Source organism: Paenibacillus sp. SRL342 (genome assembly GCF_984798905.1).
The window spans coordinates 3,134,157-3,150,539 of the sequence record NZ_OZ481790.1; the positions used below are offsets into that span (position 1 = coordinate 3,134,157).

The following is a 16,383-nucleotide window of genomic DNA, read 5'->3' on the forward strand; positions in this document are numbered from 1 at the left end:
TTGTGAAAAAGTTAAAAATACTTGATAAAAAGAGGGCAGAAATGCCTTCTTTTTTGTGTCTAGGAATGTCTAAATTTCGTCACCGCAGACACAGGACAAGTGATATAATGTTCCCTATGGATACACTTGTTCGTATTCTGTCTTGGAGGAGGGTGAGATAACGTTCTATGAAAGACAACTCAAGACAATTGGAATTTATGGAGATAGATCTGAGTGAAGAACCTGAAACAGCAGCAGTTCCGGTTCCTGATCGTTCAACCATTGTGCAGTCTGCACATGATACGATGCAGCATCGAGGAGGCATATTGTCCTCAGAAAAACGTTTTGTAGAGGAAGCTAAGCGGTGGGCAGAGATGGAGGGGGATGTATCCCCGTGGGTTCCCTTTATGAGTTACTGGCCAACGTATGGCGTGATGAATGATGCCCAGCGCAAGTGGTATATGTTTTGGAGGAAGGAAGTACGTCAGGGGAGATACCCGGATACCGATCTGTCCTATCTATTTGTTCATATCTACGAGTTAATTAACGGCATTGGCTGGCAGAATCCTCAGGATGGTTATGATCAATTGAAGCAGCTATGGGTGAACTACCGTGAACGGCTGCCCCAATTAAATATATATATGCAAGAGTGGATAGTCGATTATGTGCTGGTCCATCAGATGGAGATGTCCTTATCCGAGGTCATGGTCCTTTCGGGCGGATACCTGCCAGCAGAGATGCTGGATAGGGAGTTGCAACGTATTTTACAGGATAAGGTATCGGATATCTCGCTGAATATGCTGCAAAGATACTATGATTACGATATTACACTCAGTAAATTCTATAGAGATGGCGGCAAAGAAGTGATGGAGCAGTACATCCCCCGGGTCATGGCTTTGGTTGATTCGTACCTGGAACGTGCGCGACAAGTTGGACTGTTGCCTGAGTGTGATCCTAACGATGAACGCACGATGGAACGCATTCTCTTTCGCAAAGCAGTCTATGATGATTCGATCTATGGAAGATCGGTATCGTTCAGATATATGCCCATAGGTGAACAGGCTGAATTTGTGCAGATGGTCACGCGGATCTATCGATGTACTGAAAATAAACTTCGTGAACTGCTCGGATTCAGAGGCAGATTGCGAGGACAGACTCTTGAACCCGAACTTGCGAATCTGATTGAACGTTATCTGGACAAAACATATGCGACTGGGCAGGCGGAGGCTATGGAGCAACCGGTGATTCGTATTGATACGGAGAAACTGGCATCGTTACAGCAGGAAAGTGAGTACGTGCGATTGGCGCTTACAATTGAGGATGATCAGCCTTCTGAAGTGAAGGATGAAGAGGTTAACAACGCAAATGTTACAAGTAATCCATTCGATGCACTGGAAGCAAGGGATGATATCACTCCAACTGAAGGTTCCATGGAGTCGGAGCCATCCGCAGTAGAGATTGCAACAGGAGCGCAAGTAGAATCTATTAGGTTGCAGTGGGACGAGTCTGCTGAGGCTGATCTGGATGAAGAATGGCTGCTTTTTGCCAAGGAACTCTCCCCTCAGCAGGTGCAAACGATTCATGTTTTACTTGGCGCAAGTCCAGATACGGAGCTGATGCGTCTGGCTGAGCAATATGGAACGATGCCTACGCTTCTGCTGGATGAAATTAATGATGTGGCTATGGAAACGATCGGTGATCTTCTGATTGATGGTGATCGGATTGTTCCTGATTATATAGATGTGTTCGAACATGTGAAGAGGTGATACGCAGTGACAGAACTTAAAATACCAAAGCGGCTGACCACCGCACTTGTAAATTCATTGACAGCGGGTGTTGTCCCACGAATTGGGCTGGAGCAGATTGCTGTCGGTCGGAAACCGGAAGTGGAAGCCATTTTGCGGGATATGGACAATATCGCTGAGGGCGGCGCAGCGTTTAAACTCATTACGGGTCGTTACGGCAGCGGTAAAAGCTTTCTTTTGCAGATGATTCGTAACTATGCGATGGATAGGGATTTTGTTGTGGCAGATGCGGATCTGTCACCAGAGCGCCGATTGGTGGGAACCAAAGGGCAGGGACTTGCCACATACCGCGAACTGATGACTCGTCTGTCTACACGCACACGCCCGGATGGGGGAGCGCTGGAGCCTATTTTGCAAAAATGGATCGCAGGGTTGCAACAATCCACGATGCAGCGTCAGAAACTGCGCCCGGATGATCCCACTTTGCCGCTGGAAGTAGAGAAACAGATCTATGCGGTGACGGGTGAGATGCAGAATCTGGTTCACGGCTTTGATTTTGCCAAGGTACTGGCTTCTTACTGGAATGGGTACAAGCTAGCTGATGATGATCGCAAACAGGCGGCCCTTCGCTGGCTTCGAGGAGAATTTGCAACCAAAACTGAAGCGAAAAAAGAACTGGCTGTTGGGGTTATCATTGACGATGATAACTGGTACGACTACTTCAAATTGTGGTCTGAATTCACAGCGCGCATTGGTTACAAAGGATTGCTGTTGTTCATTGATGAAGCGGTGAATCTGTACAAAATTACAAACAGTGTCTCCCGTCAAAGCAACTATGAGAAATTGCTGACCATGTTCAATGATACGATGCAGGGCAAGGCGGAGCACCTAGGCATATTTGTAGGTGGTACGCCGCAATTTGTAGAGGATGAACGGCGCGGATTATACAGTTATGAAGCGCTTCGCTCCAGGCTTATTGATGGTCGTTATGCAGCCAAAGCGTATGCGAATTACACAGGTCCGATCCTGAAGCTGGCGATGTTATCACATGAAGAGATTCTGATTCTGCTCCAGAAGCTGCGGCAGATTCATGCTCTGCATTTTGGATACAGCGCAAGTCTGACGGATGAACAATTGGTTGATTTTATGCAAACGGCGGTGAACCGACTGGGTGCGGATGAATTGCTGACCACGCGTGAAGTGGTGCGAGATTTTATGGATGTACTGCATACGTTACACCAGAATCCTGAAGTGACTTATACTCAATTACTTGGCGAGCGGGTTGCCAAACCTCAGGAAACGGGTAAAGGGGCAGATGCTTCCGCAAATACGGATGATCTGGACGACTTTCTGGCGGAGTTTGAATTATGAGTGATAATCCGTTCTATCGGCTGGCTCCGTTTGTTCAGGAATTTATTTATAAAAAAAGATGGGAATCGCTTCGTCCAGCCCAGATTGAGGCCTGCAATATCTGTTTTCATACCCCGCATCATATGCTGATTGCGGCGGGAACAGCCTCCGGCAAGACGGAGGCGGCTTTTTTTCCTGCATTGACCGAGCTGTATGAACGGCCTTCCAAGTCGGTTGGCATTTTGTACATTGGACCTCTGAAAGCCCTGATTAATGATCAATTCGAACGTCTTAAGGATCTGTTATCCGAAGGAAATATTCCGGTTTGGCATTGGCACGGGGACGTACCTCAGGCGGAGAAAACAAAACTGATGAAAAATCCGTCCGGTGTGCTCCAGATAACGCCTGAATCGCTGGAAGGTCTGCTCATGAATCGACCAAATGCAATCCCGGCACTGTTTCATGACCTGCGGTATGTCATTATCGATGAGGTGCATGCTTTCATGGGAGCGGATCGGGGGATTCAAGTACTCAGCGAGCTTGCCAGAATCGAGCGTATGGCTGGCTGTGCACCGCGAAGAGTGGGCTTGTCGGCTACACTTAGTGACTATGATGCGGCCACATCTTGGCTTGCTGCGGGAACGCAGCAGGGGGTGGATGTGGTCTCTTCCCCGGGCGGTCGCAAGTTGCGACTGCGGGTGGAACATTTCTCTTTTCCAGATGCACAGGACGAGGAGCAGGCGGAGCAGCTTCATAACGCACGTAAAGCATACTATGACTTCATCTATGAGAGCACACATCGTAAAAAAGCGCTGATCTTCACCAACAGCCGAACGGATGCTGAAGTCACCATTCTTGAGATGCGGCGAGTCGCGGCTCGCAGGCAAGAGCGTGATGTGTTCCATGTGCATCATGGAAGTATCTCCGCCATGCTGAGGGAAGAGACGGAAGCTGCCCTACGCACTGGATCGGGTCCCGCGGTTGCTGCGGCAACGGTCACGCTTGAACTGGGCATCGATCTGGGCGAGCTGGAACGTGTGGTTCAGCTTGGTGCACCGTATAGTGCTTCGAGCTTTGTACAGCGTCTGGGACGTTCAGGAAGACGAGAGGATATGGCATCAGAGATGCTTTTTGTATGTCCGGAGGAAGAGGACGAGGAAGCGCAATTGCCAGCGCGTATGCCGTGGACGTTGATGCGTGCGATTGCTGTTATCGAACTCTATGTAAAAACGAAGTGGGTCGAGCCGCTTGAAGCTCGCAAAATGCCCATAGGTGTGCTCTACCATCAGACGATGAGCATGTTGAAAAGTATGGGGGAGGCGGAGCCGAGAGATCTTGCAGAAGCCATCCTTTCGCTGGCTCCATTTGCGTTGATTAGAACTGATCAATATCAGGTTTTCCTGAATTACCTCATCGAGACGGATCACCTGCAATGGACAGAGGATCGAACATTGATTATCGGTCTGACAGGTGAAAAAATCGTGAATAATTATCGCTTCTACGCGGTGTTTAAGGATGATGAGGAACATAAAGTATTAAACGGCTCGGAAGAGATTGGTTCGATTACAACCGTACCCCCACCTGGCTATTGCTTCTCGCTTGCAGGAAAACTGTGGAAAGTGGAAGAGGTCGATCACAAGCACAAGGCTGTGTATGTGAAGTCAGCAAAAGGTAAAGTAGATACGTTATGGCTTGGAGCGGGAGGAGATATTCATACGTCGGTGGTACAGAAAATGCGTGAAGTGTTATCCGAATCGACCATCTATCCCTACCTGTCACCACAAGCCGTCAATCGACTTGAACGGGCGCGCCGCCTAGCTCGTGAAAGCGGACTGTTGAAGCAGGTCGTGATTCCGGCAGGGGGAGATTCGTTGTATGTTCTTCCTTGGGTGGGAAGTAAATCTTTCCGTACATTGGAGCGCTTGATGAAGCATAATCTGTCCAAGAAACTTGCCTTGCGTTCGGTTGTGCCCATGGAGCCATATTATTTTGTAGTGTCCGGCAAGGTCGATGAACGAACATTGTTAGCTGAGATTATGAGTGAGTGTCGAACGGCTGAAGACGCATCTACGTTACTGGCTGAAGATGAAGCGCCTTATCTGGGCAAGTATGATGAATTTGTCGCGCCGCCTTTGATCCGTGAGGCTTTTGCCGTAGATGGGCTGGATCTGGATGGATTGAAGGCAGGTTTACAACAAACATTGGAGTGGGACTCCTCAGGCTCCAATCGGACATGACGTTTTTACGTAATCAGAGTACTCGAAGTATAGTACAGCGATCGAAGCGACTCGGTGTAATAATGTAGTTCAACTTTTTAGACGGAATAGGGTTGACACCATCTCACCTCCCATGTAATATATGAAAAGTCGTCACACACGAATTACATCAAATTGCATATATCATTTCGTATAACCTCGCAGGCCGAAAGTGTACACAGGGCGAGGGTCTCTACGGGAAGCCTATACTTCCTAACTACGATGCCAAGGAATCAATGTATTCCTTGCTCGTAGTTAGGATTTTTTGCATTTAGATGGTGTCTGTGACATTGGCATGAACCAACATGCGGGCGTATTTTTCTTATCATCAGGAGGTTTATTCACAATGAAATATTATCTGTCCGTTCTCGCGGGAGCGATGAGCTATGGCATATTATCCACGATTGTGGTTCTGGCGTACGGCGAAGGATATAAACTTGGAGAGGTTGTGGGAGCACAGCTGATCACGGGTTTTCTTCTATCCTGGATGCTGGCGCTATACACAAGATTTAGAACAAAACGTAAGTCACAGGCAAATGGCAAAGCATCAGGAGCCGTGGCACAGGTATTCAAGCGGTTGACGTGGAAACAACGTCTGATATTGATGGCTGCTGGAACACCAACCGTAATTACAGGTCTCGTGTATTATCAGTCTTTGCGTTACATTCCGGCTTCACTTGCCATTATCCTGTTGTTCCAGTTCACTTGGATTAGTGTATTGATTCAGGCGATAAGCAAACGACAACGTCCAGACAAAGTCACGTTCCTGACGTTGATCATTCTGTTCGGTGGAACCTTGCTGGCAGCGGGTTTCCTGGAACAAGGATTGGGTGAGTTCAACGGTCTGGGTATTGCTCTTGGGCTAATGGCAGCCGTAAGTTATTCCCTGTTTGTCTTGTTCAGCGGCAAAGCGGTTCCTTCAGCGCATCCAGCCTTCCGCAGTGCGTGGATGGTTACAGGCGGATTGATCCTGCTGTGCATTTTGTTCCCGCCGACATTCCTCTTTAACGGATTGATCTGGAGCCAATTGCTTGTATTTGGATTGCTACTCGGATTCTTCGGGGCATTCATTCCACCAGTACTGTTCGCTATCGGCGTTCCGCATATTGGTGGTGACATGGCCGGAATCCTGGGTGCAGTGGAGCTTCCAATTGCAGTTTTGTTATCCTCAATCGTGCTCCATGAGCATGTCAGCGGATTGCAATGGTTCGGAGTTATTATAGTGCTCATTGGTGTAGCCCTGCCAGAGTTGTATAAATTACGCATGAGACGAAGTCGGAATACACCGATATATTCCTGAGTTATACAAAAAGGGATATTGCAAAGCATGAACGGGAATACCCGTAGATAAGCCTGAGAAATCAGGCTTTTTCTATTGAAATATTCTATATAAATTGAACTAAACATTTACACGAAACGGAGAGGACAGAAATAATCTGAAGAAGCGAAGCGTGCGCCTACAAGCTTTCTGCAAGAAAGCTACATCGGAAGCATACGCTATTCCCGGATTTTACCCTTTGAAAAAGGAAATCAAAAAATCTGGGGATAACAGCGATCGAAAGGTTGTTCTGTCATCGGAGTGTCCAGTGTAAATATTCTTTAGTTCCACTTATATAGCTCAACCGCAATAGCCCAGAGGGGTCATTTTCATTGTCATGCGAATCAGGTATGCTTAAAGAATACATCCGTCTGTGGATTGAATATTGATGGGACATCGAATGAGGAGTGTTTATATGAAAAGCTGGTTTGGAAAAACATGGCCTTGGTTAACGCTGGGTCTGACCGTTGTTGTACTGCTTGGATCATTTTTGGTTTATTTTATGGGCAAAGACGTATCCCCGGGATCGGGAAGTGCAGTAACAGCACAAGCCGAGACTGCGGAGGATTTGAAGGGATATGAAGTCATTGATGTGGACGTGAGCAACGATGGTTTTGGACCAGACGTTATCGAGGTGAAAGCTGGCGTACCGACCAAAATCAACTTTATTCTGACCCGGTCGGTTACACATGTGAAATCAGTAGGATCACAAAAGCTTGGCATGGATCTATACATGCAAAAGGGACCCAATTATTATACGGTCGACAAAGATCTGCCCAAGGGAGAATATGAGATCCATTGCGGCATGTACATGATATATGCAACGATTAAGGTCGTATAAACAGAAGGAGCAAAGTTTCGGGTCACCGAGCTTTGCTCCTTTTTTTGGTGCGTGATATCATGGAAAAGTGGGTAAAATCGATCAGGAGGTGGCGAAATGAAAGCGCTATTTATTGGAGGGACAGGCACCATCAGTACGGCCATTACGGAGATGCTTGCACAGCAAGGCTGTGAACTGTATTTAATTAATCGCGGCAATCATAACGATGACTTACCTAGTGAGGTCAACGTACTTCAAGCGGACATTAATGACGAGACACGTGTAGCGGAACTGATAGCTGATCTGGAATTTGATGTTGTGGCAGACTTTATCGCTTTTGTACCGTCTCAATTGGAGCGAGATTACCGTTTGTTCAAGGATAAAACCAAGCAGTTTATATTTATAAGTTCAGCATCAGCGTATCAGACTCCTCTGGCTGATTACCGGATCACGGAAGGTACGCCCTTATCGAATCCATACTGGGAGTATTCTCGCAACAAGATTGCCTGTGAAGACTATCTGATGAAACAATACCGCGAGCATGGGTTTCCTGTTACCATCGTGCGTCCGAGCCATACGTATGGCGACAAATCGGTACCTCTCGGTGTTCATGGTGCTCAAGGCAGCTGGCAGGTTCTCAAGCGTATCCGTGAAGGAAAACCCGTTATCATCCACGGAGATGGCACCTCACTGTGGACCATTACGCACAATACTGATTTTGCCAAAGGGTTTATCGGGCTTATGGGAAATATCCATGCCATTGGTGAATCGGTACATATCACCTCGGATGAATCCGTCACCTGGAATCAGATTCATGAGATTATAGCTGGTGTGTTGGGCGTTAAGCTTCATGCGGTGCATGTACCCTCTGAGTTCTTGGCCGCATGCAGTGATCAGGATCTTCGCGGCGGATTGCTGGGTGACAAAGCCAATACCGTTGTCTTTGATAACAGCAAGCTGAAGCGGCTTGTTCCGGAATTTGTAGCAACGACAAGAGCTGATCAGGGCATTCGACGTACGATTGAGCACATTCTGGCGCATCCTGAATTACAGACCGAAGATCCGGAATTTGATGTATGGTGTGACAAGGTCGTTGGCGCACTAGACGAAGCGTTATTAAAGATCAGAGATGAGAAATGAGAAGTAAGGCGTTCATGATCAAGTGTTTACATTCATGCGCTTAATCGTTATAATCAAGAAAAAATGACACTTGTTAGGGGAGGCACCCCAACTTAGGACATCGTTCCTTTGTTGGGGTGCCTCCTTTTTTTTGTGTGCCAAAAAGGAGAGTAGACGTTGAAGAAATCAGGAAAACGTGTGAAGAAACAAGCGGAACAATTAACCAAAGTGGTACTGGCATTTGCGTTATTATCACCTCAAGCCCTGTTGCTTGAATGGGGCGCAACGACGGTAATGGCTGAAACGGTTGAAACCATCGGGATTGTATCCGATACGTCCAGCATGAAGGCTGTACAGTCCTCCAAGGTGAAAGTGGAGATGAACAGTGATGGTAAATACAGAATTGTATTACTACCAAACACAAATGTATTTTACGGTGGTGATACAGGGAATGTATCCACCATTATCGACCATAATGGATCACCCGTGAACTTCAAAACATTGCCGCTTAATTATTACCGAATTAACAATAATGTGATTGAAATGTCCCGGCAAAAGGACAATGTCGAATATATTTTGCGTGTATCTATCGTTAATGCTACCTCACAAGGTGGATACATGAAGGTTGAACTGGAAGCCATCAACCGCAGTGGATCGGCACTGAATTTGGGTGGAACATTTTATTGGGATACGATGGTGAATGGCAATGATGCATCTCCGTTTGAAGTCATCGAGAATGGATGGCGCAATTACAGCGGCGGCGTTCAGGTCACGGCTTTTTATGCGAATACGTACAATGTTGTGAATGCAGATCGCATATACATGGGACAGTACAGCGGTCCGGACAATGCGCAGCTAACAGGGGGTTCTTCACCTTCGTCATTCACTACAGGGCAGACCGTTACGGCGAGTGATACAGCTGCGCAATTCTGGTGGAATGCCAAAGCAACAGCGAATCAGGCTTCACGCAAATTTTCAACGATCGTGGGAATCGGCCCTCAGAACGTTCCGCCTTCATTTACACTAACGGCTCCTTCTTCGGGGCAAACGTATTACAAAGGCGAGCAACTTCAGATCTCTGGTACAACGCGAGATACGGATGTAGGAGACCTATTGACCGTGAAATGGTCCATTGATGGTGGGTCTGAGAACATTTTGACCCAGATGACCGCGACGGGTTCAAATCAGTCTTTCAACACTAACTACACATTGCCTGACACCCTGCCAGATGGTACGCACACATTGCAAGTATGGGTCATGGATGACAAAGGTGGGGTGTCCTCAGCAGGAACCGTTAACTTTACGGTTAGAAGTTTTGTTGTGCCTGGAACGCCGACTTATACACTGGTTAACCCTAATAACTTGACGGTCAACTGGGATAAGAAGGCCAATGACGCCTCTGTTACATATGAGCTGAAGAATATGACCACGAATCAGATCGTGGATACAGGTGCGTCAAACAGTCGGCAGGTGACAGGGCTCACTCCGAATACCAGTTATTCTTTTGCTGTACGTGCCAAAAATTCAAGTGGTTCCTTCACGGGGTACTCCAGTCCATCCACCAAATATACATTGGCGAATCCACCCGCTGCTGCGGCTGTGACACAATCAGGCAACTCTGTTACAGCGAGTTGGAATAATAATAGTAACCCTGCGGGCACTCATTACAAAACGGAAATACGCAGTCCAGGTGGGCAAGTCCTCGCAACGGGAACAACAACTTCCACACGTACAGAATTTGCCCTGACCGGACTCGCGGATGGAAAATATGAAGTTCTTGTGGCGGCACTGAATGGTGAAGGGATACAGACCCCGTTTATATCCGCTGGAGAGATGATTAAAGATACAACGGGTCCAACTGCTCCTTCCGTTACAGTTACTCCATCCTCATGGACCAAGGAAGATGTTCTCGTCACGGTTGAAGAAGGAAAGGATGCTTTGAGCGGAACTCAGAAGACTGAAGTTAAAGTTGGTCCGGCAGGAGAATGGCGTGAATATAGCGATCCGTTTACCGTAAACAGTGAAGGCAACACAACTGTTATGGCACGCAGTATTGATGCGTTTGGTAATACAGGACAGGAAACGGCTGTGACAGCTAGGGTAGATCGGACGGCACCAACGCCTCCCGTTATCTCGCTGAATCCGCCCGATTGGACAAAAGCGGCGGTAATCGTGACATTAACGGTGGGTACGGACGAAGCAAGTGGCATTGGTCTGACACAATATAAGCTGGGAAGTGAGGGAGAATGGATCGACTATAAGGCTCCTCTTACACTAAGTGAAGAAGGGATAACCGAGATTTACGCACGAAGTGTTGATCGGGCCGCCAATGTCAGTGCTTCCACTTCGGCAACAGCCAGAATCGACAAGACTGGGCCTGAGCAACCAACGATTGCGTTAAGTGAAGAGGATTGGACGAATGAGGATGTAACTTTTGCGATAAACAGTGGTGAAGATGCGGGCAGTGGGCTTGCCAAGAGTCAATATCGACTTAACAAAGAAGGTCCTTGGATCGATTATACGGGTGAAGTGACGGTTACCGATGAGGGAGAAACGATCGTATATGCACGCTCAATTGACCGTGTAGGCAACATAAGCACGTCCGCTCAGGCTACAGTTCGAATTGACAAGACAGCTCCAACCGAGCCGGTGATTAGTTTAAGTCCTTCTGGATGGAGTAAAGAACATGTGCAATTCACTATCGCTGGAAGTGTGGATGAACAAGCGATATCCTATGAATACAGCATGAATGATGCCCCGTATATGACAGGAAGTAGCGGTACAGTTAGTACAAACGGCGCTACCACCATTCGGGCCCGAGCAAGAGATACCGTTGGTAATGTGAGCAAGGAAGTGAGTCGAATCGCCTATGTGGATCAGATGGCTCCAACGATTACATTTGCACCGAACGGACATGGCTGGACGGACACGGACATATCCACTACCATTCAGTATGCCGATGCCCACTCAGGCATTCAGGAACTGGAACGATTCTATCAAGTTACGAACAGTGCAGAATCACCGGAGCATTGGCTTGAAGCTCGCTCTGATGAGCATCAAATATCCATCGAATCGGAAGGCATCTGGTACATCCATGCCAAAACCATGGACAGAGCAGGGAATACATATGAGACAACTTCATCACCTTACCATATTCAACGCAAGCCCCAGCAACCGAGTCATGTGAGAATGACACAGATCGCTGAGACATCAGCTGAACTTACAGTGGATTTGCCGACTGGGGAAAGGTATACCGATGGATATCAGTATGAGATAACGAATAAAACAACAGGACAGTCATGGACACTGGATTATCCTAACCACAGTATAATCGATCACTCCCTAAGCGGTGGTCAGGTCTATGAATATGAAGTTAGAGTGAGAAACCATACCGGAGTAAGTGATGCAGTAAGCGCTCAAGTATTAACTACCCCGGCAGCTCCCGGAACATTGCACGTTCGAAAAGTAGATTCACAGCCCAATCTGGCCGAAATTCATTTTGATTCAGTACGAGGAGCAGATGCTTACCGCATCATCGTGACTACTTCGGACGGTGCCACCGTATTTGATCAGACGGTATCTGATCCTGGCAGCCTTCCCTATGTTAGCAACCTCGTTCCAGGAACCATTCATAACATTTCGGTAACGGCAATGAATGAAAGTGGCGCAGGTGGTAGCAGTAGAACCGGATTCCTCACACTGCCGGCAATGCCCGGACAATTTATGGCCGTTCAAATTCAGGAGCATGATATTTCATTAGAATGGCAGACAGTGACTTCTGCAACGTATTATGGTCTTTCACGTGATGGAGCAGCCATATATGAAGGAGAGCAGACGGAGTATCTGGACTCGGGTCTGGATAGCGGAACGGAGTACAGCTATACGTTAATTGCCGGAAATGAGACAGGAACAGGACCGTTGGCAGGATTACCTTTGCTCAAGACTTTACCTGGGCAAGTGTCCGGCTTACAGGTATCCGATGCTTCCACAGCGAGCCTTCGTCTGAATTGGGAAGCAGTACGAGGAGCCGATCGTTATGAGTTATGGTTGAATGGAGAGATGTCGGGAACGGTTTCTGCCGGAACCCAAGAATGGGTCTATGCGGGACTGAGTTCAGGAACATCTTATCAACTGGATGTACAAGCAGTGAACGGAAGTGGACAGGGGATACGCAGTTCGGTATCAGGAACAACACTACCGGAGAGCCCGTCGGGACTTCACGTTGTTCAAGTAACTGAACAGGGAGCAATCTTGAGCTGGGAACCTGTAGCTGGGGCAACGAAATATCGGGTGGTCATCGATGGACAGAGCCATGAGATATCAGATACACAACTCGCAGTTCACCACCTGTCAAGCAGTCATGAGTATACCTATGAAGTACAGGCAGGCAATGCTGCCGGGTACGGTGCATCCACCAGTAGTACAATTCTTACGCTACCTAGCAGGCCGGAAGGACTTAATGTCACATCGACTGGTGAGACAAGTATGGGACTTGCTTGGCAAGCTGTAGATACGGCGAATCTCTATATTGTGAAAATCAATGGAACAGAAATGGGTAGAACATCAGAACTGGCCTACATGCTTGAGGGATTGTTGCCAGGTACAGAGTACGCTTTGGAAGTACAGGCTGTGAATGCTTCTGGATCAGGTGAGACAGCGCAGCTCATCCGATTGTCCAAACCTGTGTCGCCTGCCGAAGTACTTGTTGATTCAGGAGTACATCATGCAAAAGTTTCCTGGTCTGTCGTGGAAGGTGCCGCTGAATACGTGATTGAGCAGAATGGCAAGGAGATCTATAGAGGAATGGAGAATGGAGCGACGATTACAGGTCTCCAGGGTGGAACGTGGCATCGCTATCAACTATGGGCAGTCAATAGACAAGGGACTCGTTCTGAAGCGACGGATGTATCTCTGCTGACTTTGCCTGAGAAACCCGTTAAGATTGCGGTATATGATGTGGCAAAAAACAGCCTGGGTCTGGATTTCAGTAACACTGGTGTCCAAGGGGCAGATTATTATGTCATTGAAAGGGATGGAAGAGAGATCACTCAGATGGATTCAAGTGAAACCCATTTCGTAGACAAGGATCTGTTGCCAGGAACGAAATACACTTATGTGATTCGGGCAGTCAATACGAGTGGAACGAGTGCGCCGCTTACTTTCAGTGTAATGACTCAAACGTTGCCATTGGTTGCAGAAAGTATAACAGTGAAAGCCGGAACACATGTGGTGGATCTGGCTTGGGATGTTGTTCAGGGAGCAGCAGCATATGAGATTCGTAATCGGGTAACGGGAGATGTGCAGAGCGTGTCTGAACCGTCTGTACATCTCAATAGTATGCTGGATGGCACGGCGTATGAATTCGAACTTGTTGCGATTAATGAAGATGGGCATCGGTCAGAGTCTATTCAGATTCAAGTTTTAACGAAACCCATATCACCTCAGACGGCAGGCATAACACATATTGCAGATCAGACCGCGGTACTGGACCTGACTGGAAGCTCAACACGGGGAGCAGAGCAATTCATTATTATGCGGGATGGTGTTGAAGTTGCTAAGGTTCCAGCAGATCAAACTTCATTTGAAGATGATGGACTGACACCAGGAGAGCATTACACGTATACCATCAAAACATCCAATGCAACGGGAGAGAGTGATTCCGGTTTCGAAGTTCACTTGAGAACGTTGCCTGCGACCATTCATGAACCTTTACATGCAAGCAAGATTGGGGAAAAGGAGGGATGGATCTCTTGGCCAAAGGTACAAGGTGCGGAGGGATATACTATACGTATCGGAGATCAGATGTTCACCACGATTGATGAAGGAGATATCACAGATGTGAAGTTAACTTATCTGGAAAGTGCAACCCGATATGATCAGGTGCAGATTATTCCTTATAATACGGCTGGTTCAGGAAGCCCAATGGCCGTGACTCCTTTTTACACCTTACCTCATGTGGATTCACTGGAAATGAAGATATACCCCGAGACTGATCACGCTAATTTGGAATGGGATTTCCCTTATGTAAACGAAACATTCGTTGTATTGCTGGATGGCATGGAAGTATATCGAGGCAAACAAAAAGAGTTTATCATTGATCAACTGGATGCAGGCAAGCAGTACTCGATTGAAATCTACACAGAGAATGATCAGGGAGATGCATCGGAGAAGCTGGCGTATTCTGTCCTGACCAAACCAGCAGCTCCTGTCAAAGTCGAGTATCATTCGGCGAAGGACCACATTCGTCTTCTATTGGAACAGAGCCGGGTGGAAGGTGCCGAGCAGTTTATCATTGAGCGGGATGGTGTGGAGATTGCTCGTGTTCCTGCAGACGAACTGTTCTATGATGATGAGGAACTCGAACCGGGCGTGAACTATATCTTTACAGTGAAGACCATGAATGCCTCCGGCAGTAGTGATGGTGGTTATTACCTTCAAGCAATGACTTTGCCCGGTAGTGCTTCTCCTCCTCCTGTAGTAGAGGGGCGTTCAATGTATGGTGCAGACATTGTATGGGAACTGATTCCTGGTGCTGCGGGTTATCGAGTTTATCGAAATGAGGAGCTTGTGGGAACGACAACGGAGACATCCATACATGTATCTCAATTAAATAGTGCAGAGCGTTATACTGACTTTGCAATCATTCCATTTAATGAGGCAGGGGAGGGTGAAGCGCTCCAGGTTCCGGAATTCGAGACGTTGCCTTCCGAGGATCTGACAGTTGCAGCCGTAGCGCAAGGCACAAGTGCGATTAAGCTCACTTGGGAACTGGATTCAATGAATGAGGTGATTGTGATCACCCATAAAGATCGTGAGATCTATCGTGGCACCCAGCGCAGTCATGTATGGACAGGACTTAATGCCGAGCAGCATTATGAGGTGGAAGTATGGACGGAGAATTCAGCAGGTGAAAAAAGTAAAAGCAAACGGGCAGCAGCCATGACTTTTCCGTATCCACCATCCGCCTGGAGCGGTGGCGGTGCAACCCCCATTCCAAACGGTACATCGGAACAAGCCGATGAGGTGAGTCCACAACCAGAACCGTCTGAGCAGCATGATGTACCTGTGAAAAAAAATATTAAATTTATCGATATCAGCCAAACATTCAATAAAGATCAGATTACCTGGCTGGCAGAACAGAATATCATTCAAGGTGTAAGTGAAACTCGCTTCGAACCACGCCGTCCGATCACGCGTGCAGAATTTACCGCATTAATCGTGCGTCTGATGGGTGTGGATACAACGGTTAATGAACAGCATGAATTTCAGGATGTAAACGACGATGATTGGTTCGCTCCAGAGATTAAGGCAGCCGTTCACCATGAGATGGTTCAAGGGATGGGGAATAGGAAATTTGCTCCACATGCACTGGTAACCCGTGAACAGGCATCCAAGATTATAGCAAATGTAGTCCGTAAAATCAGACCGGAACCGCTGACTTCCCCAAGAGCATTTACCGACCAGACTGATGTATCTGATTGGGCCAAAGAAGAAGTGCAGGAACTTGCAGGTTTGTACATGATTACCGGATATGAAGACGGCAGCTTCCGTCCCATGCAGCACTTAAGCAGATCCGAAGCTGCAGCGCTGATCTTCCGCTTAAATAAGCTGATTCAAGTCATGGATGAGAACGGTACAGATCAAGTGGAGAAAGCGTCAGCGTTGAATCGTCATATCTAGATTGAATTGATTCTTACATGTGATACTACATTCATCGGAAGTAATGACATTACCGCTTGATTGGTTTTTAATGTTATAATAGGTTGCCAATATGATAAAAAAGGGTAATGAACAATG

Annotated in this window: 7 protein-coding genes and 1 riboswitch; all 7 genes read left to right on the top strand. The window is 47.3% G+C overall.

The window, feature by feature from the left end; all coding sequences use genetic code 11:
• Positions 1–167: 167 nt before the first annotated feature.
• The 7 genes from AC4E8D_RS13945 to AC4E8D_RS13975 all read left to right on the top strand — a co-directional run bounded on the left by AC4E8D_RS13945 (position 168) and on the right by AC4E8D_RS13975 (position 16,266).
• Positions 168–1,745, top strand: coding sequence for a TerB N-terminal domain-containing protein (locus tag AC4E8D_RS13945; protein WP_490206373.1), 1,578 nt, complete (start codon positions 168–170; stop codon positions 1,743–1,745).
• Between the two features lie 6 nt (positions 1,746–1,751).
• Positions 1,752–3,095, top strand: coding sequence for an ATP-binding protein (locus tag AC4E8D_RS13950; protein WP_490206374.1), 1,344 nt, complete (start codon positions 1,752–1,754; stop codon positions 3,093–3,095).
• A complete protein-coding gene (locus AC4E8D_RS13955) occupies positions 3,092–5,311 on the top strand; it encodes a DEAD/DEAH box helicase (protein WP_405132180.1) in 2,220 nt (739 codons plus the stop codon). Before AC4E8D_RS13950 ends, AC4E8D_RS13955 begins: the two co-directional genes overlap by 4 nt.
• 147 nt (positions 5,312–5,458) lie before the next feature.
• Positions 5,459–5,569: riboswitch (purine riboswitch) on the top strand.
• A gap of 106 nt (positions 5,570–5,675) precedes the next feature.
• A complete protein-coding gene (locus tag AC4E8D_RS13960) occupies positions 5,676–6,629 on the top strand; it encodes an EamA family transporter (protein WP_221819555.1) in 954 nt (317 codons plus the stop codon).
• Between the two features lie 433 nt (positions 6,630–7,062).
• Positions 7,063–7,488: a cupredoxin domain-containing protein gene (locus AC4E8D_RS13965; RefSeq protein ID WP_074094860.1), complete on the top strand. Its 426-nt coding sequence runs from the start codon at positions 7,063–7,065 to the stop codon at positions 7,486–7,488.
• Between the two features lie 96 nt (positions 7,489–7,584).
• Entirely contained in the window at positions 7,585–8,607 is a 1,023-nt protein-coding gene (locus AC4E8D_RS13970) for an SDR family oxidoreductase (RefSeq protein ID WP_221819554.1), read from the top strand.
• A gap of 156 nt (positions 8,608–8,763) precedes the next feature.
• Positions 8,764–16,266 carry a fibronectin type III domain-containing protein gene (locus AC4E8D_RS13975; protein ID WP_449004473.1) on the top strand — a complete coding sequence of 2,501 codons (7,503 nt, stop codon included), beginning with the start codon at positions 8,764–8,766 and terminating at the stop codon, positions 16,264–16,266.
• Positions 16,267–16,383 lie beyond the last annotated feature (117 nt).